The following is a 21,802-nucleotide window of genomic DNA, read 5'->3' on the forward strand; positions in this document are numbered from 1 at the left end:
ATGAAACTTAATAAATGGTTTTTTTATTAAAAATTATTAGCTTGTCTTGTTTATATGGAAAATTAGTGTGTTTGCAGTAGATACCAAAACATTTTCGCTTTACGGTGGAGGTATAGCCCATTTTTTTGCGCCTCTGTTGCAAGCATGGGCACGGTCGTCGAGCGGTCCTCTATTAACTATGATTGGTCCTAACTTTGATCGTAAAAATTTTGCCATTCCTAAGTGGCTTTGTCAGTACGAAGTTGTTTGGCCAGACTATCTGCCAAGGTCTTGTAGGCATCCTTATTACGATAATGTGCAGTTTCCTGGCGTAATTCGTGCTCTTCAGCCTAAAGCTGTTTTTTCACCTTATCACGATGTACGTTTGCCCAAACACATACCTTCCGTCATGACAGTTCATGATTTATGTCTGGATGAATTGCCTCAAGCTTATCCATTAAAGATCCGAGCATATTATTTGGCAATGTTGCGATTTAATCTTAAGCGTGCGCATTTCCTGTTGACGGTTTCCGAGTTTACTAAGCAAGCAATTATTGATCGTTATCGTTGGCCGGAGGATAGGATTGCAGTTATTTACAATACAATAAGTTCGGAATTTAGTCGTAATCATTACAACGCTGTTTCGCCTATAGCATGGCGTAAGAAATTTTCTTTTGATGCACCGTTATTGCTCTATACGGCAGGCATAGAATATCGAAAAAATATTCCGCGTTTATTGGTTGCACTTGATGAGTTAAATAGCGCCGATAAAAATGCACCAATGCTGTTGGTGACTGGTTACCAGAATCAGCAATGGCAAACATTACTGGCGACGGTAAGCAAACGGTTACGTAAAAAAGTTTGGTTCTTGGGGTATCTGAGCCTAGAGGAGCTGCGCGTAGCTTATGAATCGGTGGACGCGGTTGTATTTCCATCGCTAGGGGAAGGGTTTGGGCGCGCCTGTTTGGAAAGTATGGCCTGCGGAACTCCCATAGCCTGTTCTGATTTGCCGGTATTCCGTGAAGTTGCGGCCGATTATCCTACCTATTTCGATCCTAAATCCATCGAATCCATCGTTGTCGGCATTCACGGAGCATTAAACACTGGGCGTAAAACATCGGTTATAGACAGTCGTTTTGATTTACTGAGTGTTCAATCAAAGTTCTTGAATATTATGCACGAGGTTTTCCCTTGAGAATTAATGGACAAGAAGTCGCGGCAATCAGTGTGATTGTGCCGTGCTTTCGTTGCAGAGATACTATCAAGCGAGCACTGGATTCAATTCTTGCTCAGACTAGACCCGTCGCCCAAATTATTCTGGTGGATGATGCCAGTGGGGATGATACCTTTGCCCTGCTGGCCCAGCTTGTTAAATTAGATGAACAGCGTATTCAAGTGTTAGCCTTACCTAAAAATCGCGGGCCGGGAGGGGCAAGGAATGCAGGTTGGGATATGGCAACCCAACCTTGGCTAGCCTTTTTGGATGCGGACGATGTTTGGCATCCTCAGAAAATCGAGATCCAATTTGGTTGGTTAGAAAAGCAATCAGCAGTCGATTTGTGTGCTCACGAGTATAGTCAATGGAACGAAGCTCTAAATAAAATAACACCTGACTGGTTAGAGCCATTTCAGTTATCCGTTTACCCTATTTTATTTAAAAATCCAATTCCAACGCGCAGTGTAATTATGCGAAAAGACGTGCCTTATCGTTTTGGGGAAAAAATGCGTGCCGAGGATTATTTGTTATGGCTGTCATTGGCATTATCTGACAAAAAACTATGGAAACTACCTATTCAGTTGGCATTTACCTTTCGCCCGGAGTTTAGTGCTGATGGTTACAGCGGTAATTTGATCGTGCATGAAAGATGCGAGTTGGGCGTATTTAAAATCTTGTATCAAAGTAAATTGTTGGCGCTGCCTGTTTATTTAAGTGCAAGTTTGTTCTCATTGCTTAAATTTGTCAGACGCTGTGTCATTCGCAGTATGAGGAGATTTGTGGGCGTATGAATTTACCTGCCCCGCCTGAAATTCGCCCTAAAATTTGCATCGTATCGACGACACCGTTGATTGTTCATTTTTTTCTTAGGGAACATATTAAGGCGTTATCTATTTCTTCTGAAATACTCTTAGTCGTTAATCCGGACAATGACACTTATACGCCAGCGTTGGATTTACCCGTTCGACTAATCCCAATTAAAATTCAGCGTCGTATCGCCATTGTTGATGATCTGCTTGCTCTTCGGCAATTGTACGACTTGTTAAAGAACGAGAAACCTGATTTGGTATGGGCCATCGCTCCTAAAGCTGGTTTGATTGGAATGTTAGCGTCTCTTTTAGCCGGTATAAAGCATCGTGTTTTCCTTTTTCAGGGTGAAGTGTGGGCAGCGCGTTCAGGCTTGAGCAGATACTTACTCAAAACAGCCGATAAAATCACCAGTTTTTGCGCTAATCATATATTAGTCGTTAGTCACTCCGAGCAAGGGTTTCTTGAAACTGAGGGTGTTATTCAAGTAGGAAAATCAACTGTTTTAGGAGGTGGCTCGATTTCCGGAGTCAATCTTGACCGTTTTAAACCTGATTTGAATTTAAGAATCTCATGTCGCGCAGAACACAATATTCCTGAGAATGCATTAGTCTGTTTATTTTTAGGACGTATCACATCCGATAAAGGTGTTTACGACTTGGCAAATGCGTTTGCCTATGTCAGCAAAGCTCATCCTGAGCTTTGGCTGGTATTTGTTGGGCCAGATGAAGAGAATGTTAGTAAAAGGATTTTCTTTTGTTGTGGAACTGCTGCTAATAGAGTTTTAATCAACGGGTTTACGGATAAACCGGAAGAGTTTTTAGCAATGGCTGATTTTTTGTGTCTGCCCAGTTATCGAGAGGGATTCGGAATGGTGGTTCTTGAAGCGGCAGCTTTTGGTATTCCTGCTATAGGTTCTCGAATATATGGAGTTAGCGATGCGATTATTGATGAAGTGTCCGGATTATTATTTTCGGTGGGAAATGAAATTGATCTTGCAGAGCAAATTAATCGTTTGGCTAGCGATCCAGGCTTACGGGTGCGTTTGGGAAGGGCTGCTAGAGATCGGGTGCTGTCACAATTTTCTGAGAGTGATGTCGTAGATAGATATATTAAGTTTATCAATGGGTTGATAGAGCGGGATAGGCATTAAACATGCGGTAGGTTCGAAAGAAGTTGCCCTTCTAATCTGTTAAAATGCACGTTAACCTATTTTGAAGCATAAACATGAAACACATCGAACTCCTCTCCCCGGCCGGCACCCTGCGCAACATGCGCTACGCTTTTGCATTTGGTGCCGATGCGGTTTATGCCGGGCAGCCGCGTTATAGCTTACGGGTACGCAATAACGATTTTCTATCGGAAAACTTAGCTAAAGGCATAGCCGAAGCCCACCAATTGGGCAAGAAGTTTTTTCTGGCCGCCAATGTGATTCCGCATAACGCCAAAATCAAAACCTTTTTGAAAGACATGGCGCCGATTATCGCGATGCAGCCGGATGCCCTGATCATGGCCGATCCGGGTCTGATTATGATGACTCGCGAGCAATGGCCGGACATGCCGATTCATCTGTCGGTGCAAGCCAATACCGTCAATTATGCCAGCGTCAGGTTCTGGAAGAGCATGGGCGTGGAGCGGGTGATTCTGTCTCGGGAATTATCGCTGGACGAGATCGCCGAGATTCGTCAGCAATGTCCGGACATGGAATTGGAAGTGTTTGTGCATGGCGCCTTGTGCATTGCCTATTCCGGTCGCTGTCTGTTGTCAGGTTATTTCAATCATCGCGATCCGAATCAAGGTACCTGCACTAATTCCTGCCGTTGGAAATACGATACCAAGCCGGCGGTGGAAAATGCTGAGGGCGATTATTTGTTGGCTGAGAGTGCTGTCATTTCGATGAACGATTTGAACCAGGGGCTAAATACCGCCAGCTGCGGTGGTGCCGATCGGCATCCCTTGGCGGACAATATTTATTTCCTGGAAGAAGAAGGCCGTCCGGGTGAGTTGTTGCCAGTGATGGAAGACGAAAACGGTACCTATATTATGAATTCCAAGGACTTGCGGGCGATTGAGCACGTGCAGCGCCTGGTGGAAATCGGTATCGATAGTCTGAAAATCGAGGGTCGCACCAAGTCGCATTTTTACGTGGCGCGCACCGCGCAAACTTATCGACAGGCCATAGACGACGCCTTGGCCGGTCGTCCTTTCCAGCCCGAGTTGCTGGGCGTTTTAGATAATCTGGCTAATCGTGGCTATACCGATGGTTTTTATCAGCGCCATCATACGCACGAGCATCAAAATTACCTGTCCGGCTATTCCAAAAGCCATCAGCAACAGTTCTGCGGCGAAATTACCCATTACGATGCCGAGAGCGGTTGGGCTGATATTAGCGTCAAGAATAAGTTTTCGCTGGGCGATAAGCTGGAATTGATCCTGCCGCACGGCAATCGGGATATCACCGTCGAAAATATGGTCGACAAATACGGCCAGCCCATGCAGGAGGCGTCCGGCGGCGGTTATGAAGTGAAGATTCCGCTGCCCGATGTCGATTGCCAATACGGATTGCTGGCGCGTTATTACTAGGCCTTGGAGGCTGATATGTCGTTTCTTACCGCCGATTTATGCGATCGGTTTTCAACTCAAGAAAACTTTCAAATCGCCGAGCCTTTGTTCCGGCATTTTGGCGGTAAAAGCCAGTTTAGTGGCCAAATCACTACTTTGAAAGTATTTGAAGACAATACTTTGGTGCGCACCACGTTAGAAGAGAAAGTCAATGATCGGGTGTTGGTGATTGACGGTGGCGGTTCCAAACGTTGCGCTTTACTGGGCGACACCTTAACCGGTTTGGCGGTAGAAAATGGCTGGCAAGGCATCGTCGTGTACGGCAGTATCCGTGGCTCGGAGGCGATTGATCGAATGCCGATAGGGGTGATGGCCCTGAATACTCATCCATTGTGCAGTAGTAAACACGGTCACGGTCACCGGGACTCGGTGATCACTTTTGCCGGTGTCAACTTCAAAAAAGATCACTATTTGTATGCCGATAGCGACGGAATTATCGTCTCGGAAACAAAATTGGATTAAAATCGTTTCGTCTTAACCCAGTAAAATACTCAAGAATATGCAAATCGTACTCGCTAACCCTCGTGGATTCTGTGCCGGCGTTGACCGGGCTATTGAAATTGTCGATCAGGCGATCGATACCTTCGGTGCGCCGATTTACGTGCGGCACGAAGTGGTGCATAACCGTACCGTGGTCGATGGTTTGAAGGAAAAGGGCGCTATTTTTATCGAAGAACTCAGCGATGTGCCGGTCGGATCGTATTTGATTTTCAGCGCGCACGGCGTTTCCAAACAGGTGCAAAAAGAAGCCGAGGAACGCAAACTGACTGTATTCGATGCCACTTGTCCGCTGGTGACCAAGGTGCACATGCAAGTCGCCAAGCATGCCAAGCAAGATAGAGAAGTGATTCTGATTGGCCATGCCGGCCACCCGGAAGTGGAAGGCACCATGGGGCAGTACGATAAATGCACCGAACATGGTGATATTTATCTGGTGGAAACGCCGGACGATGTCAAAAACCTGAAAGTCAATAATCCGGATAATCTGGCCTATGTCACGCAAACCACATTGTCGATGACCGATACCAAAGTCATGGTCGACGCGCTGCGCGAACAATTTCCGTCGATCAAGGAACAGAAGAAGGACGATATTTGCTACGCTACCCAAAACCGTCAGGATGCGGTCCACGATTTAGCGAAAATATCAGATCTGATTTTGGTGGTCGGTTCGCCAAACAGCTCCAACTCAAATCGCTTGCGGGAAATTGCCGAACAGTTGGGCAAGCCGGCGTTCCTGATCGACACTCATAAAGACTTACGGCAGGAATGGTTGGATGGCGTCGAGGTGGTTGGCGTCACCGCTGGCGCATCGGCACCGGAAGTATTGGTGCAGGAAGTGATTAACCAATTGAAGGAATGGGGCGGAGAAAACACTAACGTCCGTGAAAATAAGGGCATTGAAGAAAAAGTGGTATTCTCGATTCCGAAGGAATTGAAAAAAGCCATGGAAGCTTGATTTGAATAATCTCTGGAGAGTTTTATGACTGTTACCGCTCAAGAACTAGTGGCTGCCGCAAAACAGCAGATTACCGAAATCGATTTGACGGCTGCGCAAGGCCAGTTAGGCGGCAGTTTGATTCTCGACGTCAGAGAGCCCGCCGAATATGCCGCCGGGCATCTTCCGGGCGCTATCAATATTCCGCGCGGGGTATTGGAGTTTAAAATCGACAGTCATCCGGATTTTCAAGGCAAGCAACAGTCGGCCATTATGGTTTATTGTCAGACCGGCGGCCGTTCAGCACTGGCTACGCAAACGCTGAATCAATTGGGTTATAGTAGCGCGGTCAGCATGGCTGGCGGTTTCAAGGCTTGGTCGGAGAGTGGTTTAAGCATTGACTGAGCTTAACGAAATCCGCATCGATAAATGGTTGTGGGCGGCGCGCTTTTTTAAAACCCGCGGATTGGCCGCCGAGGCGGTCAACGGCGGCAAGGTACACGTTAACGGCCAGCGTTGTAAACCGGGAAAAGAGGTCAAAGCCGGCGATCTGATTACCGTTAGCAAAGATCAATATACTTGGGAAGTTCGGGTTACCGATCTCAACAAACAACGCCGCCCCGCTCAAGAGGCGGCGTTGCTCTATAGCGAAGATCAGGCCAGCATAGCCAAACGGCTCAAGCAGGTCGAATTACACAAACAGCAACAGGCTATGCAACATCCTTCCGAGCGCGAGCATAAGCCTAACAAGAAACAGCGCCGTCAGATTCATCGCTTCAAACAAGACGCACTTTGAACGGCCATTGTGGTCAGCGCACAAAACAATAGCCACACACACCGCTTCAATTTATTATTCCTTGTTAATTTGCAGAGAATTAGCGATTGATTAGCCTGTGTCGAAAAGCTGGCAACAGGGCTGATTGCGTGTATCGAATCGTGGTTAAGCGAGGGATAAGAACGCGGTTCTAAATTTAAACAATATTGCTTCGGGCGTATGCGAGATCCGCATATCGACCCAGATGGCGGACACTATAGGATCATGAATGTCGGTACGTTGTTTATTAGTTATCAGTATGGCCTTGCTGGGTAGCGGTTTGTTGGCGGGTTGCGCCACCACCCGGCAAATTGCGGTTGATTATCCTAAAACCGAAACTTTTCCGATCAAACCTCTACGTGGTCAGGCCGCGGTTAGCGGCGACGATTATTACGTACAACTGGTTTCCGATTTTGAATTCAAGGGCGATAACGCCTTGAAAGGCGGTTGCAGCGATGTCGGCGGCCAATACGAAAACGGCGATTTGTCTGCGGCCCTGGTGTTCAGCATCCATAACGATGCGCTCAAACTTAAACGCGAAGCCAGCGGTTTTTTGTATCAGGCCACGACCGGCAAATGCAACTTCAAACTGGAAACCAAAAAAGCTTATTTGACGCCTTGGCTGCGGTTGGATTCCAGCAAGGATACTTTGATCGATTACAACTTTTTGACCAGCAATAGTCACGAAGCCAATCTTTCGCAACTGGTCAGCGATGTGAATGCCGCCAGTACTTTGTTCGCATTGACCGGTGTCGGCACCGGCATGGCGGTGATGGGTAAGTTGGCCGGCAATTGGGTGGAAAGTAATCCGCAAGTAGTGGCTAAAAACCCGGCCACCACCGGCAAATACAGCTCGGAAACGCATTCCCTGCCGGCCGCCGTGGTGCTGGCGGGCGACAGCGGCAATCTCAATCAAAGCCGCTTGGCGGTTTACGAAGTGGTCGAAGCCGGTTTGAAGGCTTGGGCTTCCGAAACTAAATTGCTTGGCGAGTTGCGTGTATACCCGGAAATCGCCTCGTCGCTGTTATTGAAAACCGCCGGCGATGTCACGCCCGATGCTCACGATTTATCGCTGGAAGAATTATGGCGGGTGCCAATTCAGACCGCTAACGGCGAACTCAGTCTGCGCCAGTTGATTGAGCAAATCGATCCGGCCACGAAACCCAATTTACAGCCCGATTGGCAAAATTATCCAGAGGTGGAAAGCCAATGCCGCCGCTTGAAGTTGGCGCTGAAGGATTTGGGCTTCAATAAATTCGATCGCAACGCGGTGTTATATTATTTTCTGAGCAAATCGTCGCCGGATTGGAAAAACTTCAATATCTCCGCGCAACGGGCGATGACCGACGAGATTCGTCCTAAGTTATTGGAACAATATCGCCTTAAGGATTTCTCAGGCTGTCTGGCCGGTGAGGATTATGCGGTGATGAAGAGCATGAAATTGGCGGTAAACACCGAACAGGACTGGGAAGCCTTGACCAATTCCAGACAGAAGAAAGAAGGCGTCATCAGTCCGATTCAATCTGCCGCGCGGCAATTTTTGTCGGCCTTGCAAAATCCCAATAAAGACGAAGCGGCTCGTCAGTTGTATCCGTTATTAAATACCGAAAAAGGCGGTAACGGCACGGTGCTGTTACAAAACCATTTAAGTAATTTCGGTCTGGAAACTTTGTTGCAATTGCCGACGATTGCCGATGAAGGAGTCACGGTCAATGCCGGGCAATTGGCCGGGGTGTTTAGCGGTCTGAATGTGGAAACTTATAGTTGCGCGCGTCCGGCGCAGGAACAAGGTCAGCCTTTGGCCAATATCGGCATTATGTTGTTTGTCACTAAACCCGGCAGTCCTCGCGAAAAAGGCGGGGCGTTGGAGTTCGAATTAGTGCAGGGTAAGATTGCCCGTTTGGCCTTCCAGCATCCGTCCTTCCGGGATTTCGAACAAAATCTGGCTGACTATCCCGATCTGGGCGGTTGCCGAATTGAAGCCGATTTTATAAACAAGCTGCATTAGTTCTTAACGGTTGATGATGAGTATGAACCGGAAAAAAATGCTGATTTCGGCAGGGATCGTAGCGGCAGCGCTGGCCATCTATGCCTTGCTGGGGTTCTACTTGGTGCCGTATATCGCGGTGAACAAACTACCGGTAGTGTTGCAGCAGAAAACCGGGCAACAAACTCAGCTGAAATCGGTTCGTCTAAACCCGTTCAGTTTCATATTGGAGTTGGAAGGCTTTGCCTTGTCTTCTGCCGCGGATGGCAAAAATTTGCTCGGCTTCGAGCGTCTAGTGATCGATCTGGATGTCATCGAATCGGCGAAATTGGGCGGCATGGTTTTGGAAGGTATCGAGTTGCTAAAACCGCAGTTTAATATCGAACGCCGCGCCGATGGCATGTTCAATTTTGCGGAGTTACTAGCTAAGCCGGCGGAGCCCGAACCAGAAGCGCAGGACAACGGTGGCGACAGCTTGGCGTTATTGATACATCAAGTCGCGATTAAAGAGGGACGGATCGGCTGGCAGGACGCCGCGACCGGACAAGTGTTGTCGGAGAACCTGTTGCCGCTGAATTTGACGTTTAGCGAGCTTAGCACCCAGGCGGCAAGCAATGCGGTCGGCGAGCTGAATGTGGGTTTGGAGTCGGGCGGTACGATCGAATGGCGCGGCGATTTTACGATTGCGCCATTGGCTTCAAAAGGCCATCTGACATTGGCAAACATTAGCCTGGCAAGAGGCTGGCAATTGTTTTTGCAACAAATTTTGCCAATGCAGATCGTCGACGGTCGGCTCGGTTTGCAAGTCGATTACGCATTGTCGGAAGCGCCGGATGGCTTGCTAACCACGGTCAGCAACGGCAATGTCGACATAAAGCAGCTGGAAATTACCGAGAAAAATCAGGGTAAGCGTTTGCTAAGCGTCCCGGCCTTGGCGATTGGCGGGATTAACGTCGATGTCAATCAACAACAAGTCGGCATTGCCTCGCTGTCCAGTAGCGATGCCGTCATCAAAGCCTGGCTGCAAGCCGACGGTGTGCTGAATTACCAGGCACTGTTTGCCGGCGATTCCCCCGCGCCGGCGGCGGCTCAAACTGCTTCGGCGCCGCCGGCAACTGTCGTCAAGCCATGGCTGATTAAGCTTGATGAGTTGGCACTAAACAATTACGCAATCGACTTTACCGACCTCACCTTGAAAAAGCCGGTCGAACTGCAATTGAGCGAGCTGAACTGTAAATTGCAGAAATTCGATAATCAAGAAAATGGCAAATTGCCGGTGCAATTCAGCAGCCGATTCAATCGATCCGGCAGTTTGAAAATCGACGGCGAGATGAGCCTGGAACCCTTTGCCGCGATTGCGGCTTTAGACATCAAGAGCGTCAATCTGAAAGTGTTCCAGCCATATCTGGATCAGTATCTGAAACTGGATTTAGTCGACGGCGACTTTAACGGCAAGGGGAACTTGCAATTGGCGGCTGCCGATCAATTGCAACTGACGTTTCAGGGCGAAGCGAATCTCGACGGCTTGATTACCCGCGATCAGGCTAAAAACAAAGATTTTCTAAAATGGGCCAATTTAGCGCTGATAGGCGTCGACATCGATTTAGCCAAACAGGATTTCAAGATTGGCAAGGTGATGTTCGATCGGCCTTACCTACGCTTTAACATCAAAAAAGACGGCAAAACCAATGTCGACGACATCATGGTGTCGCAGAAACCGGCCAAGACAGTAGCGACTGCTAAATCGGTGCCTAAACCCGAGTCGGGCAAATCCGGCGAGTCGCGCGTGAGCATCGGTAAAATCGAACTGAAGGACGGAAAATCCGATTTTGCCGATTATTCCTTGATTTTGCCGTTCGTCGCGGAAATGAATAGTTTAAATGGCGATGTTAGCGGTTTTTCCTCGGATAAAGATGCCGAGGCCAAGCTGGTGCTGAAAGGTAAGGTTTATGATATGGCCACGGTGGGGATTAAAGGCAAATACCAATTTGATAATGGAGATTCCGATATTACCCTAAATTTTGCCAATATGCCTTTGCCTTTGATTACCCCGTATATGGCGGAATTTGCCGGCTACAAAATCGAAAAAGGCCAGATGACTCTTGATTTACAGTATAAGATCAAGCATCGGCAACTAGAAGTGCGGAATAAACTGTTTATCGACCAATTGACTTTGGGTGAGCATATCGAAAATCCCAATGCTGTATCGTTGCCTCTGCATTTGGCCATCGCCTTGTTGAAAGATACCGACGGTAAGATCAATCTGGATTTTCCAATTACGGGTAGTCTGGAGGATCCTAAATTCAGCATCGGTTCCTTGATTGCCGATGTTCTGGTCAATCTGGTAGCCAAAGTAGCAACTTCGCCATTCAAGGCGATAGCCTCGTTGTTGGGCGATGATACAGATTTCAGCACGGTTAGCTTCGCGCCGGGTAGCGCCGAGCTGGTCGCCGAGGAAACGGCCAAGTTGGATCAACTGAAAAAAGCCTTGGACAGCAAACCCGAGTTGACTTTGGAAGTCAAAGGCATTGCCTATCAAAATCTGGATTGGCCAGCGATGCGTTTAGAGGCGGTGAAGGACGTCTTGAAAAAAATGAAGTCGGGTGAATTGCTCGATAAAGGCCAGAAAGTCCGTCACGAGTACATCGAGTTGTCCGATGACGACTATAAACGTTTGTTGGCGAAATTTTTTGGCGAAGTGTTCCCGCAGGATATGGATCGCTCATTGTTGGGCAGGCCGCGGATTAAAAACGATCCGAATGCCGATTTTTATACGGTGGCGCGGCAAAAACTGGAAGGCGTTTTTCCACCAGACCCGCAGCGCCTTAACGATTTGGCAGTTGCTAGAGCCAACCATATTGCGCAGTATCTGACTGAGCCAGGCGGCATTAGTAAAGATAGGGTGTATATTCTGGCTACCGAACTCAGCCAGGCCGAAACAGCCGACGGTATTACATCGGTTTTATCCTTGAACGCGTCGCAGTAAATGGCGGCTCGCCTGTTTGTAATATAATTGTGCGCTGTGCCGATGCAGGAACTTATCGGTTTGTCTTACAGGTTTATAAAAGATGGAGATCCCCATGAGAACCAAGTTTTTTCAATTTATTCCGCAGCTAGTCGTAGCTTTTAGCGGTCTGTTATTCGCGTTGCCGGCGGCAGCGCAACCGTTAACGTCGTGTACCATGACCTACAAGCTCAGCGGCTGGTCGTTGGTTTATAAGCAGTATGATGGTATCGGCAATATCAGTTGCAGTAACGGCCAACGCGCGCAGGTGGCGCTTGCGTCGAAAAGTATCGGTTTTACCATCGGTAAATCGGAGATAGAGGGCACCGGCGTATTTTCCGAGGTTAGGAATCTGAATGAAATATATGGCAATTTTGTTGCCTTGGAAGGGCATGCCGGCGCTACTAAATCGGTCGATGCGCAAGTATTGACGAGGGGCGAAATTTCCCTGGTCCTGTCCGGTAAGGGGCGCGGTATCGATATTGGTGTCACCTTGGGTGCGTTGAATATTTCGCCCAGATGAAGGGCTTAAGCCCGTGTATTCTGCTAATGGTTTTTGAAATTTGTTCTATATTGGGTCGGTGAGAAATCGCCAGGCCATTGAGATTGCGGTGAGTGGCTGGCGGCCGATCACCCGAAAGTGGTGGCTTATCTAAAGGGAATCTCTAAAAATCAAAATAACCTCCTCCTCCCTCTGGGAGAAGGTTGGGATGAGGGCATTAAATCAACAACTTAATCCATCACCCTAATACTCTCCCAGAGGGAGAGAGAATTTTTAGAGGTTTCCCTATAACAATTGTTTGGCAAACAAGCTAGGCCGGTAGCGTCGGATACTGACAATGAAATGGTCAGGGTATCGGCGACTTAGAAAAGACGTTCAATGGATGACAAAGTCCGCTAGCGGACGACGAGGCACTTTTCTTGGCGATGCTCGTTATCGCATGTAAAGATGTCGGTTTTAATCGGAACTCATTGCTAAAATTGGGGAATGTTTTTGTTGATCTTGAAAATACGTCAATTTATCGCCTTAGACTCGCGTAGTATGCCAGATATGGGGTACCTGGCCGTGCTCTCTTAAATTTTGGACTGTGTGTGAAAAACTCTTTTTTTCTGGTTATTCCTGAACAAAAAAACGATAAGCAATTACTAGCGTCGTTTACCGATGATGCGCTTAGGCAATGGGTTTCCGAGCTTCCTACCGCCAATCCCGGTTTGGCCGCACGGCTATTTCATGAATTATTGTCCGAATTGATTTCCGTGGAAATGCCGGCGGCAAAACGCTTGCAGGCCTTGGAGTTGCTCAGGGACAGCTTTTTTTCGATAGACGATTATCTGCGTTCGCGCTTGATCAGGTCGGGCTTCCCGAAAGGGGAGGTCGAGAAAAAGATATTTGGGTTGTCCTGCACGATCGAAAGACAATTTACCATCGGTTATTGGAGTGTGGCCCGAGAGTTGACGCGCCGCGAAATCGGCTGGCTGCAGGGTAAGAGCACGGCTTTGGCCATTCAACGGACCATCAAGGGTTTGAGTCGTATAGTCATCACCCATTACATGATGAGCTATCCGGTGCCGGATTGGATCTGGATTGATCTGCATTCGCTTTATAAGCTTGCGGTGAAATTGGGTAAAGCCGATACCAAAGTGGCTGACCAAAACGGTGTTTTCAGCAAGCTATCGTCGATTGAGGGTAGTTATAAACAGATATTGTTGCTGAGCTTGGCGTATCCATCGGGCCTGATGCAGAAAGAGTTTCAGCTGGTTTATGGGTTTGCCGAAAAAATCAACGATTTATTGGAAATCGAACGCAAACCGGTAGCCGGTCAGGCCGTGCAATGTTCGATTTTGATGGATGAAGATTTGCCGCCGGCTTTCTTGGCTGATACTGCACAGAGCGATAGGCGTTCCGATGCCGCCATGCTTTATCTCAATTTAACCAAACTGGCTAAAATTTTTAAGCAGGCCGACAAGTATTGTAGCAAGGACGAAGCGCGCTTCAGTGCTCTGGAGCTTGATAAGCTCAGTCAGCTAAAATTATCGGCCGAGTTATTCGATTATCTGATGCAGCGTTGGCAGGGCAAGGAGCAGCAAGGCACTGTATATTTTGGCGATCGACTGGATAGGTATGTGGCTATTGGTTTGGAAACCACCTATTATCTGTTGGATACCGAAATACCCAATGCGGATGTCGATTTGGAAATACGGGCGCAGACCGATTCAGAACGGGCCTTGTCCTGTAGTTTTGAAAGGGAAGGGGTGTTGTCAATCGGCAGTCTGGTCAGTTTCCGAAAAACCGATGCGTCGCTGCAGCAGCGCTCGTTGGGCGTGGTCTGCAAAATTGTGTTGCCCAAACAAGACAGCAAGCTGATTTTCGAGGTGATGGTAATTGCCGCTCAGTGTTTTTCGGTGGCGTATCAGGCAGTTGATGCTGCGGCGAATACGGAACGAAAAAAGGGCTTAATTTATGGCACCAAGGATCAAGAAGGCGAAAAGAGCTTTATCATCCTGGATTCTTTCGGATTGAAAGACGGCGATCTGCTCCGGATGTTCATGGGAAATGAAAATTTCACTATCATTTTGAATGGCAGAAAAAATATAGGCTTGGGGTATTGGCAGTTTGAATGCCGGCGGATAGTGCACGAAGTGACACAGGCCACGAGTAAGAAAAAAGGCTATGACTTTATATAACAAATACGATTGCCGGCCGTTCCCAAGGCGGAATAGGCGGCACAACTCAACAAAAAGATTCGATGACATCAAATACCGATCAGGCACCTGATTTTTCAACACTCGTCGATCCTCATGCTCAGCGTGAGGCCGAAAAATACGAGAATCCCATTCCCAGCCGCGAGCTAATCCTCCAGCTTATTCAACAAGCCGGCAAGCCCTTAAGACGCCAGCAAATCGCCCAGCAATTTTCCTTGGAAGCGCCCGATGCGCTGGAAGCCTTGCGCCGACGCCTACGGGCCATGGAGCGTGACGGTCAACTCAGTTTCAATAGTCGGCAAAAATACAGCATCGGGTCGGGGCAAAATACCATTGCCGGCCGAGTATTGGGCCATCCGGAAGGCTTCGGTTTTTTGAAGCCTGACGACGGTAGCGAGGATTTGTTTTTGTCGCCGCGGGAAATGAAACCGTTGATGCCCAACGATCGAGTGGTCGCCAGAGTAGCCGGTATCGATAGACGCGGGCGCCGGGAAGCGGCAGTGATCGAAATCAGCGAGCGCAATACCCATCAGGTGGTCGGGCGCTTCTTCACCGAAGGCCGGGTCGCTTACGTCGTACCCGAAAACAAGAAAATCAATCATGAAGTGCTGATTGCCAAGGAAGACATCGGCAACGCCAAGAAAGGCCAGATCGTGGTGGCCGAGATCATTCAGCAGCCTAGCCAGCATTGCCAGCCCTTGGGACGCATTGCCGAAGTGTTGGGTGCACATATGGCGCCGGGCATGGAAATCGAAATGGCGATTCGCTCTTACGAATTGCCGAACCAGTGGCCGGACGAGTTATTACAAGAAATAAAGGTGCTGACGCCGCAAGTGCCCGAGTCCGCAAAGCAGGGCCGGGAAGACATCCGCAAGCTGCCCTTGGTGACGATAGACGGCGAAGATGCCCGCGATTTCGACGATGCGGTCTACGCGCAGAAAACCCCAAAAGGCTGGAAGTTGCTGGTGGCGATTGCCGACGTTTCGCATTATGTGAAAGTCGATACCGCTTTGGATAGCGAAGCGAAAAATCGCAGCACCTCGGTGTATTTCCCGGAAAAAGTGATTCCGATGCTGCCAGAGATACTCTCAAACGGTTTGTGCTCTTTGAATCCGGAAGTGGATCGGCTGTGCATGGTCTGCGAGTTGTTGATCAACGACGAAGGCAATGTGCAACGCTCGCGTTTCTTCGAAGCGGTGATGCGTTCCCACGCCCGTTTGACCTATACCGAAGTGGCGCGGATGTTGGTGGACGGCGATCAGAAACTGGCGAAAAAATATGCCGATTTGTTGCCGCATCTGCAGACCTTGTATGGCTTATACAAAGTGATGCGCAATCAGCGCGAGTTGCGCGGGGCGATGGATTTCGATACCCAGGAAACCAAGATCGTTTTCGGGCCGGAGCGCAAAATTGCCGAAATCGTGCCATTGCAACGCAACGACGCTCACAAGCTGATCGAAGAATTCATGATCACCGCCAATACGGCTGCGGCTCGCTTTCTAAACCGGAAAAAAATGCCGCGCTTGCTGCGTATCCACGATGGCCCCGGCGCGGAAAAATTGTTGGCCTTGAAGACCTTTCTCGGCGAACTGGGTTTATTCTTGGGCGGCCAAGCCCAGCCTACGCCGCTGGATTACATGCATTTATTGGAGTCGGTCAGGGAACGTCCGGATGCGCATTTGATTCAGACCATTTTGTTGCGCTCCATGTCGCAAGCGGTTTACAGCCCGGAAAATAAAGGCCATTTTGGTCTGGCGCTGGATGCCTATGCACATTTCACTTCGCCAATCCGCCGTTATCCGGATCTGTTGGTGCATCGGGCTATTCGCCATTGTTTGGCCGGTAAAACAGTAGATAGCTTTCATTACACGCACCCCGACATGGTGTTGCTGGGCGAGCATTGTTCTGCTAACGAACGCCGCGCCGACGAAGCGACTCGCGATGTCGTGAACTGGCTGAAGTGCGAATACATGATGGATAAGATTGGCGAAGAGTTCGATGGCGTGATTTCCGCCGTCACCGGTTTTGGGTTTTTCGTTGAATTGCAGGCCATTTACGTGGAAGGCCTGGTGCATATCGCCTCCTTGGTACAGGACTATTTTAATTTCGACGCCAGCAAGCATCAGTTGTACGGCGAGCGCACCGGCGTGCGTTATCGCTTGGGCGATACGGTGAAGATTCGCGTGGTGCGGGTCAATCTGGACGACAAGAAAATCGATTTCGAGTTGATACAATCCGGCAAGAAAATCGCGAAAACCAAGTCGTCCTCGGGCCGCAAAAAGTCCGAATCCACCAGTAAAGCCGCCAAGGCCGACCAAGCCAAGAAACCCGCCGGCAAACCAAAAGCTAAAAGACGTCGTCGCTCATGAGTTTAACCCAATTGTTCGGCATTCACGCGGTGCAAGCTGCGCTGGATTATTCGCCGCAAAAAATTCGCCGTGCCTGGATCGATAATCAACGGCAGGATGTGCGTCTGAAACAAGTGATTGATGATCTAGTCAAGCTTGGCATCAATCCGGAAAAAACCGAGCGTAAAAAGCTCGAAAAGATGGCCGACGGCAAGAATCACCAAGGCATCGTCGTGGCGGTGGAATTGCCGGCGATGCGCAGCGAAGATCAGCTCAAGCAGGATGTCGAAGCGTTGACTGCCACGCCGTTTTATCTGGTGCTGGATCAAGTGCAAGACCCGCATAATCTCGGCGCTTGTCTACGCACCGCCGATGCGGTCGGCGCGCACGGCGTGATCGTCACCAAGGACAATGCCGCCGGCATCACGCCGACGGTTTGCAAGGTCGCCAGCGGGGCTGCGGAAACGGTGCCGGTCTATCAAGTCACCAATCTGGCGCGGGTGTTGCGTTGGTTGAAAGAGCAAAACATCTGGATCATGGGTGCGGCCGGCGAAGCCGAACAAACGGTATTTCAGATGAAACTGGATATGCCGTTAGCGCTTGTGATGGGCACGGAAGGCACCGGCATGCGCCACTTGACCCGCCAGCATTGCGATTTTCTGGTGAAAATTCCGATGGCAGGGCAGGTGGAGAGTTTGAACGTCTCGGTCGCGGCCGGCGTGCTGTTGTACGAAGTGTTTCGGCAGAAACAGCTTGCTTAAGCGGCATGAAGCGAATTTGCTATGCGGCGGCTCTGGCTGCTAGTTTGTTTGGCGCTGTTATCCATGCCGAGATCGATGCCCAGGCCATAGCCTTTAATTGCCTGAATTGTCATGCCGATTCCTCCGCTTCGGTGGATACATCGATTCCGTCGCTGGAAACTTTATCAAGAGAGCAAATCCAGCAAGCCTTGCTGGATTTTAAATACGACAGAAAGCCTGCCACGCTAATGCCGCGTCTCGCCAAAGGCTATAGCGATGAGGAACTGGCGGCGGTTGCCGATTATTTGAGCCGCGATTAATGGCCGGTTTATCCAGAAGGCGTTTTTTGCAAGGCCTTGCCGGCGTGGGGGCGGGCGTTCTCGGTGGCTGTGCTGGGTTGTCGAACTTAACCGGTGCCAAAGCCCATGTCGTAGTGGTCGGTGGCGGTTTCGGCGGCGCGGCGGCGGCGAAAACTTTGCGTTTGCTGGATGCGAATATCCGGGTCACGCTGATCGAACCTAAAGCTAAATACATTACCTGTCCCGCGAGCAATTGGCTGTTTGCTGGATTGACCAATCTCGACCAATTGACAGTCGATTATCTGGCTTTGCAAGACAAGTACGGCATCGAATTGGTCGTCGATAGCGTCAGTAGTGTAGACGCGGCGCGGCGGCGGCTGCGCTTGACCAGCGGCCAAAGTATCGTTTACGACCGCTTGATTATGTCGCCCGGCATCGATTTTCGTTGGGATGCGATTGCCGGTTACGACCAGGTTACCGCACAACTATTTCCGCATGCCTGGCAGGCCGGGCCGCAGACCTTGCTGTTGGCTCGGCAACTGCAAGCGATGCCCGACGGTGGAGTGGTGCTGATGGCGGTGCCGGCCGATCCTTACCGATGTCCGCCCGGCCCATATGAACGGGCCAGCATGATGGCTTATTGGCTTAAACAACATAAGCCGCGTTCGAAAATCATCATTCTCGATGCCAAACGCAGTTTTTCCAAGCAGGCGCTATTCGAAGCAGGCTGGATAAAACATTACGGCTACGGCGCCGCCAATAGCCTGATCGAATGGCATAGCTTGGCGGATAATCCCTTGCTCGAACTGAACCGGCAGAGTAGGACGCTGACTAGCGAATTCGGCGATCGATTTCGGGGCGATGTGTTGAACATCATTCCGCCGCAAACTGCCGCTGGCATCGCGGTGCAGAGCGGCTTAAGCGATGTCGGCGGCTGGTGCCCGGTTCGGCCGTTGACCGGACAATCGCTGTTCAATGAGTTTATTCATGTGATCGGCGATGCGGCTCATTATGCGTCGATCCCTAAATCCGCATTTGCCGCTAATTCGGAAGCCAAGGCTTGCGCGTTGGCGGTGGCGAGTTTGATTCATCAGAAACCCGTTGCGGAACCGCATTGGCTAAATACCTGTTATAGCCTGATCACCCCTGAGCACGGTATTTCGGTTGCGGGCGTTTACAAGTTGGATGCGGTAAACGCGATAATGTCGGTGAAAGGCGCAGGCGGCGTCAGCGTACGGAGCGACGATGAAGCGGCGGCCTTGGAAGCCGATTATGCGCGTGTAGTTTATCGGAGCTTGGTTGCCGATACCTTTCGCTGATTTGACTTTTTAAGTTAAAAACAATTTATTTCAATAGTTTGTGGTATTTTTTTGTAATTTTTTTTGAATTGTTTTTCCTTGCAATTGAAACTGAATAAGAAAGCAATTTTTCAGCCAAAATTAATGAGTATTTACCATGGAAGGCGCGGGAATCCGAAAACTGCGTGTTACAATCGCGCCTGTTCATTTTCCTTGGTTGACTGCGTGAAGAAAAAACCGCTATTACAAATACTGTTGCTGAGTATGCTGTCCGGCAAGGCCGCTCATGCCAGTAGCTTTGTAGTTGAGGATATTCAGGTCAAAGGCCTGCAAAGAATTTCCGCCGGTACCGTCTACAACTATCTGCCGGTTAACGTCGGTGAAACCTTTTCCGAAGACAAACAAGCCGCGGCGGTCCGAGCCTTATTCAACACTGGATTTTTCAAGGACATTTCCCTGGAACGAGACGGCGGTACGCTGGTCGTCAACGTCGTCGAGCGGCCTTCGGTTGCCAAGGTGGTCATCGAAGGCAACAAGGATATTAAAAAAGAAGACTTGACCGAGGCTTTGAAGAAAATCGGCTTGGCGGAGGGCAAAGTCTACAACAAGCAGATTCTCGATAAAGTCGAACAAGAGCTGCGCCGGCAATATTTCAGCCATGGTAAATATGGCCTGAAAATCAAAACAGAAGTGTCCGAATTGACCCGCAATCGGGTCGGCATTCATATCGACATTTCCGAAGGCCGGGTTGCAAAAATCAAGCAGATCAATGTCGTCGGCAGCAAATCGTTTGCCAACGATGTATTGCGCAAAGAGTTCGAATTAAGCACCACCAATTTCCTGTCTTTTTATTCCAAAGACGATCAGTACTCCAAGCAAAAATTGTCCGCCGATTTGGAAAAGCTGCGTTCGTATTATCTGGACCGCGGCTATATCAACTTTTCCATCGAGTCGACTCAGGTCGATATCACCGCTGACAAGAAGGAAATCTATATCACGATCAACGTCAAGGAAGGCGATGTGTATATGCTGGATAAGGTCAAGCTGTCAGGCGAATTGATTGTGCCGCCCGAAGACTTGATCAAGCTGGTCAAAGTTGGGCCGGGCGAGATTTTTTCCCGGAAAAACGCCACCGAAACCTCCAAAGCGATCTCTGATCGCTTGGGCGACGAGGGTTATACCTTCGCAAACGTCAATATGGTGCCGGAAATCAACGAGTCGCAAAAAACCGTGGCGATGACTTTCTTCGTCGATCCGGGTAAACGCGTTTATGTGCGGCGGATCAATGTCAAAGGCAACACCAAAACCCGTGACGAAGTTATTCGTCGCGAAGCTCGGCAGATGGAATCCAGCTGGGCGGCCAGCAGCAAGATCGAACGTACCAAGACCCGTTTGGATAGATTGGGTTATTTCGAGGAAGTCGGCGTGGAAACCCCGCCGGTTGTCGGCTCCGCCGATCAGATCGATGTCAATTACACGGTCAAGGAAAAAGCTTCGGGTAACTTGCAGGCCGGGGTCGGTTATTCGCAGGTGCAAGGTATCATTTTTAATGCCAACGTGTCGCAAGACAATATCTTCGGTACCGGCAAACGGGTCGATTTTGCTTTCAATAACAGCAGTATTTTGACACGATACAATCTGGGTTTCTCCGATCCTTATTACACGCTGGACGGTGTGGCGCTGGGTTACAACCTGGGTTATACCTCCCGTAACGCTTACGCGGCCAACCTGGCCAGCTATAACACCAATATCGCCAATGCCGGCGTCAATTTCGGTATTCCGCTGAACGAGTTCGATCGGGTCGGTTTCGATATCGATCTAAAACATACCGGTATTTCCCAGACCAGTTTGTCTTCGGATACCATCATTAAATTTATCCAAGATAACGGCGATAGTTTCACGACGCTGTCCACCTCGGCAGGTTGGACTCACGATACCTTGGATAGAGCGACTTTTGCCACCAAGGGCGGGCAACAGCGGGTTTCCGGTTTGATTACCGTGCCGGGCAGCGACTTGGAATATTTCAAGGTTGGTTATAAACAGCAGCATTATTTTCCATTGTCCAACGACTTCACCTTCCGCTTGTTGGGCGAGGTAGCGCATGGCGGTAGCTACGGCGGCAGCGCGGGATTGCCGTTTTTCGAAAACTATTTCGCCGGCGGTACCGGGGATGTCAGGGGCTTCATGCAAAACACCTTGGGCCGTATCGATACCAACGTGCTCAACCCTAGTAACACCTACAACAGGCCTATCGGCGGATCCACTAAATTGATCGGCAAGGCCGAGCTGTTTTTTCCGGTGCCGTTTTTAAGCGATGTCAAATCGGTGCGGATTGGTTCGTTCGTTGACGCCGGTACCCTGGCGCCGGGACTGAACACAGGCGATCTGAAGAAGTATTTCCGTTATTCGGCGGGTTTGTCGGGCGAATGGTTGTCGCCCTTCGGGGCATTGGCCGTTAGTGTCGCTCAACCGCTTAATTCGGAAGAGGGCGATAGAACTCAAGCCTTCCAGTTCACCTTCGGTTCGGGATTTTAGTTTAGTTTGAGCCGT

17 protein-coding genes are annotated in these 21,802 nt (G+C 49.5%); all 17 read left to right on the plus strand.

Translation table 11 applies throughout. From position 1 onward, the window contains the following. The first annotated feature begins 67 nt into the window (after window positions 1–67). Window positions 68–1,174: a glycosyltransferase family 4 protein gene (locus QZJ86_RS07795; protein WP_301937897.1), complete on the plus strand. Its 1,107-nt coding sequence runs from the start codon at window positions 68–70 to the stop codon at window positions 1,172–1,174. Further along, the gene (locus tag QZJ86_RS07800) at window positions 1,171–1,986 is read left to right on the plus strand and encodes a glycosyltransferase family 2 protein (protein WP_301937899.1); all 816 of its coding nucleotides are present in this window, start codon (window positions 1,171–1,173) and stop codon (window positions 1,984–1,986) included. Before QZJ86_RS07795 ends, QZJ86_RS07800 begins: the two co-directional genes overlap by 4 nt. After that, window positions 1,983–3,155, plus strand: coding sequence for a glycosyltransferase family 4 protein (locus QZJ86_RS07805; RefSeq protein WP_301937900.1), 1,173 nt, complete (start codon window positions 1,983–1,985; stop codon window positions 3,153–3,155). The genes QZJ86_RS07800 and QZJ86_RS07805 overlap by 4 nt, the downstream gene beginning before the upstream one ends. Before the next feature lie 74 nt (window positions 3,156–3,229). Then, window positions 3,230–4,585, plus strand: coding sequence for a prephenate-dependent tRNA uridine(34) hydroxylase TrhP (trhP, locus tag QZJ86_RS07810; protein WP_301937901.1), 1,356 nt, complete (start codon window positions 3,230–3,232; stop codon window positions 4,583–4,585). A gap of 15 nt (window positions 4,586–4,600) precedes the next feature. Further along, the gene (gene rraA, locus QZJ86_RS07815; RefSeq protein ID WP_301937904.1) at window positions 4,601–5,086 is read left to right on the plus strand and encodes a ribonuclease E activity regulator RraA; all 486 of its coding nucleotides are present in this window, start codon (window positions 4,601–4,603) and stop codon (window positions 5,084–5,086) included. A 37-nt stretch (window positions 5,087–5,123) separates the two neighbouring features. After that, a complete protein-coding gene (ispH, locus tag QZJ86_RS07820) occupies window positions 5,124–6,080 on the plus strand; it encodes a 4-hydroxy-3-methylbut-2-enyl diphosphate reductase (protein ID WP_301937905.1) in 957 nt (318 codons plus the stop codon). Window positions 6,081–6,104: 24 nt separating this feature from the next. Next, a complete protein-coding gene (locus tag QZJ86_RS07825) occupies window positions 6,105–6,464 on the plus strand; it encodes a rhodanese-like domain-containing protein (RefSeq protein WP_301937907.1) in 360 nt (119 codons plus the stop codon). After that, on the plus strand, window positions 6,457–6,855 hold the full coding sequence (locus QZJ86_RS07830; protein WP_301937909.1) for an RNA-binding S4 domain-containing protein: 399 nt from the start codon (window positions 6,457–6,459) through the stop codon (window positions 6,853–6,855). Before QZJ86_RS07825 ends, QZJ86_RS07830 begins: the two co-directional genes overlap by 8 nt. 247 nt (window positions 6,856–7,102) lie before the next feature. Beyond that, complete coding sequence (locus QZJ86_RS07835) at window positions 7,103–8,881, plus strand: hypothetical protein (RefSeq protein WP_301937911.1); 1,779 nt, start codon at window positions 7,103–7,105, stop codon at window positions 8,879–8,881. A 22-nt stretch (window positions 8,882–8,903) separates the two neighbouring features. Continuing rightward, a complete protein-coding gene (locus QZJ86_RS07840; protein ID WP_301937912.1) occupies window positions 8,904–11,846 on the plus strand; it encodes a DUF748 domain-containing protein in 2,943 nt (980 codons plus the stop codon). Window positions 11,847–11,940: 94 nt separating this feature from the next. Continuing rightward, on the plus strand, window positions 11,941–12,387 hold the full coding sequence (locus QZJ86_RS07845; RefSeq protein ID WP_301937913.1) for a hypothetical protein: 447 nt from the start codon (window positions 11,941–11,943) through the stop codon (window positions 12,385–12,387). A 569-nt stretch (window positions 12,388–12,956) separates the two neighbouring features. Further along, on the plus strand, window positions 12,957–14,549 hold the full coding sequence (locus tag QZJ86_RS07850) for a hypothetical protein (protein WP_301937914.1): 1,593 nt from the start codon (window positions 12,957–12,959) through the stop codon (window positions 14,547–14,549). Between the two features lie 62 nt (window positions 14,550–14,611). Then, the gene (gene rnr / locus QZJ86_RS07855; RefSeq protein ID WP_301937916.1) at window positions 14,612–16,936 is read left to right on the plus strand and encodes a ribonuclease R; all 2,325 of its coding nucleotides are present in this window, start codon (window positions 14,612–14,614) and stop codon (window positions 16,934–16,936) included. After that, window positions 16,933–17,676: a 23S rRNA (guanosine(2251)-2'-O)-methyltransferase RlmB gene (rlmB, locus tag QZJ86_RS07860; protein ID WP_301937918.1), complete on the plus strand. Its 744-nt coding sequence runs from the start codon at window positions 16,933–16,935 to the stop codon at window positions 17,674–17,676. The genes rnr and rlmB overlap by 4 nt, the downstream gene beginning before the upstream one ends. Window positions 17,677–17,681: 5 nt before the next feature. Then, window positions 17,682–17,975 (plus strand): c-type cytochrome, encoded by a 294-nt coding sequence (locus tag QZJ86_RS07865; RefSeq protein WP_301937920.1) that lies wholly within the window; start codon window positions 17,682–17,684, stop codon window positions 17,973–17,975. After that, complete coding sequence (locus QZJ86_RS07870; RefSeq protein WP_301937922.1) at window positions 17,975–19,273, plus strand: NAD(P)/FAD-dependent oxidoreductase; 1,299 nt, start codon at window positions 17,975–17,977, stop codon at window positions 19,271–19,273. Before QZJ86_RS07865 ends, QZJ86_RS07870 begins: the two co-directional genes overlap by 1 nt. Window positions 19,274–19,477: 204 nt before the next feature. Beyond that, the gene (gene bamA, locus QZJ86_RS07875) at window positions 19,478–21,787 is read left to right on the plus strand and encodes an outer membrane protein assembly factor BamA (RefSeq protein ID WP_407081643.1); all 2,310 of its coding nucleotides are present in this window, start codon (window positions 19,478–19,480) and stop codon (window positions 21,785–21,787) included. The last annotated feature ends 15 nt before the right edge of the window (window positions 21,788–21,802 follow it).

Origin of the sequence: Methylomonas montana, from assembly GCF_030490285.1 — a bacterium.
Lineage (GTDB): Bacteria > Pseudomonadota > Gammaproteobacteria > Methylococcales > Methylomonadaceae > Methylomonas > Methylomonas montana.

Bases quoted from the DNA above. Each gene is read 5' to 3' on its own strand.
- QZJ86_RS07845 (WP_301937913.1), top strand. From the start codon at position 11,941: ATGAGAACCAAGTTTTTTCAATTTATTCCGCAGCTAGTCGTAGCTTTT.
- rlmB (WP_301937918.1), top strand. From the start codon at position 16,933: ATGAGTTTAACCCAATTGTTCGGCATTCACGCGGTGCAAGCTGCGCTG.
- rraA (WP_301937904.1), top strand. From the start codon at position 4,601: ATGTCGTTTCTTACCGCCGATTTATGCGATCGGTTTTCAACTCAAGAA.
- QZJ86_RS07825 (WP_301937907.1), top strand. From the start codon at position 6,105: ATGACTGTTACCGCTCAAGAACTAGTGGCTGCCGCAAAACAGCAGATT.
- trhP (WP_301937901.1), top strand. From the start codon at position 3,230: ATGAAACACATCGAACTCCTCTCCCCGGCCGGCACCCTGCGCAACATG.
- QZJ86_RS07870 (WP_301937922.1), top strand. From the start codon at position 17,975: ATGGCCGGTTTATCCAGAAGGCGTTTTTTGCAAGGCCTTGCCGGCGTG.
- QZJ86_RS07865 (WP_301937920.1), top strand. From the start codon at position 17,682: ATGAAGCGAATTTGCTATGCGGCGGCTCTGGCTGCTAGTTTGTTTGGC.
- ispH (WP_301937905.1), top strand. From the start codon at position 5,124: ATGCAAATCGTACTCGCTAACCCTCGTGGATTCTGTGCCGGCGTTGAC.
- QZJ86_RS07835 (WP_301937911.1), top strand. From the start codon at position 7,103: ATGTCGGTACGTTGTTTATTAGTTATCAGTATGGCCTTGCTGGGTAGC.
- rnr (WP_301937916.1), top strand. From the start codon at position 14,612: ATGACATCAAATACCGATCAGGCACCTGATTTTTCAACACTCGTCGAT.
- QZJ86_RS07840 (WP_301937912.1), top strand. From the start codon at position 8,904: ATGAACCGGAAAAAAATGCTGATTTCGGCAGGGATCGTAGCGGCAGCG.
- QZJ86_RS07805 (WP_301937900.1), top strand. From the start codon at position 1,983: ATGAATTTACCTGCCCCGCCTGAAATTCGCCCTAAAATTTGCATCGTA.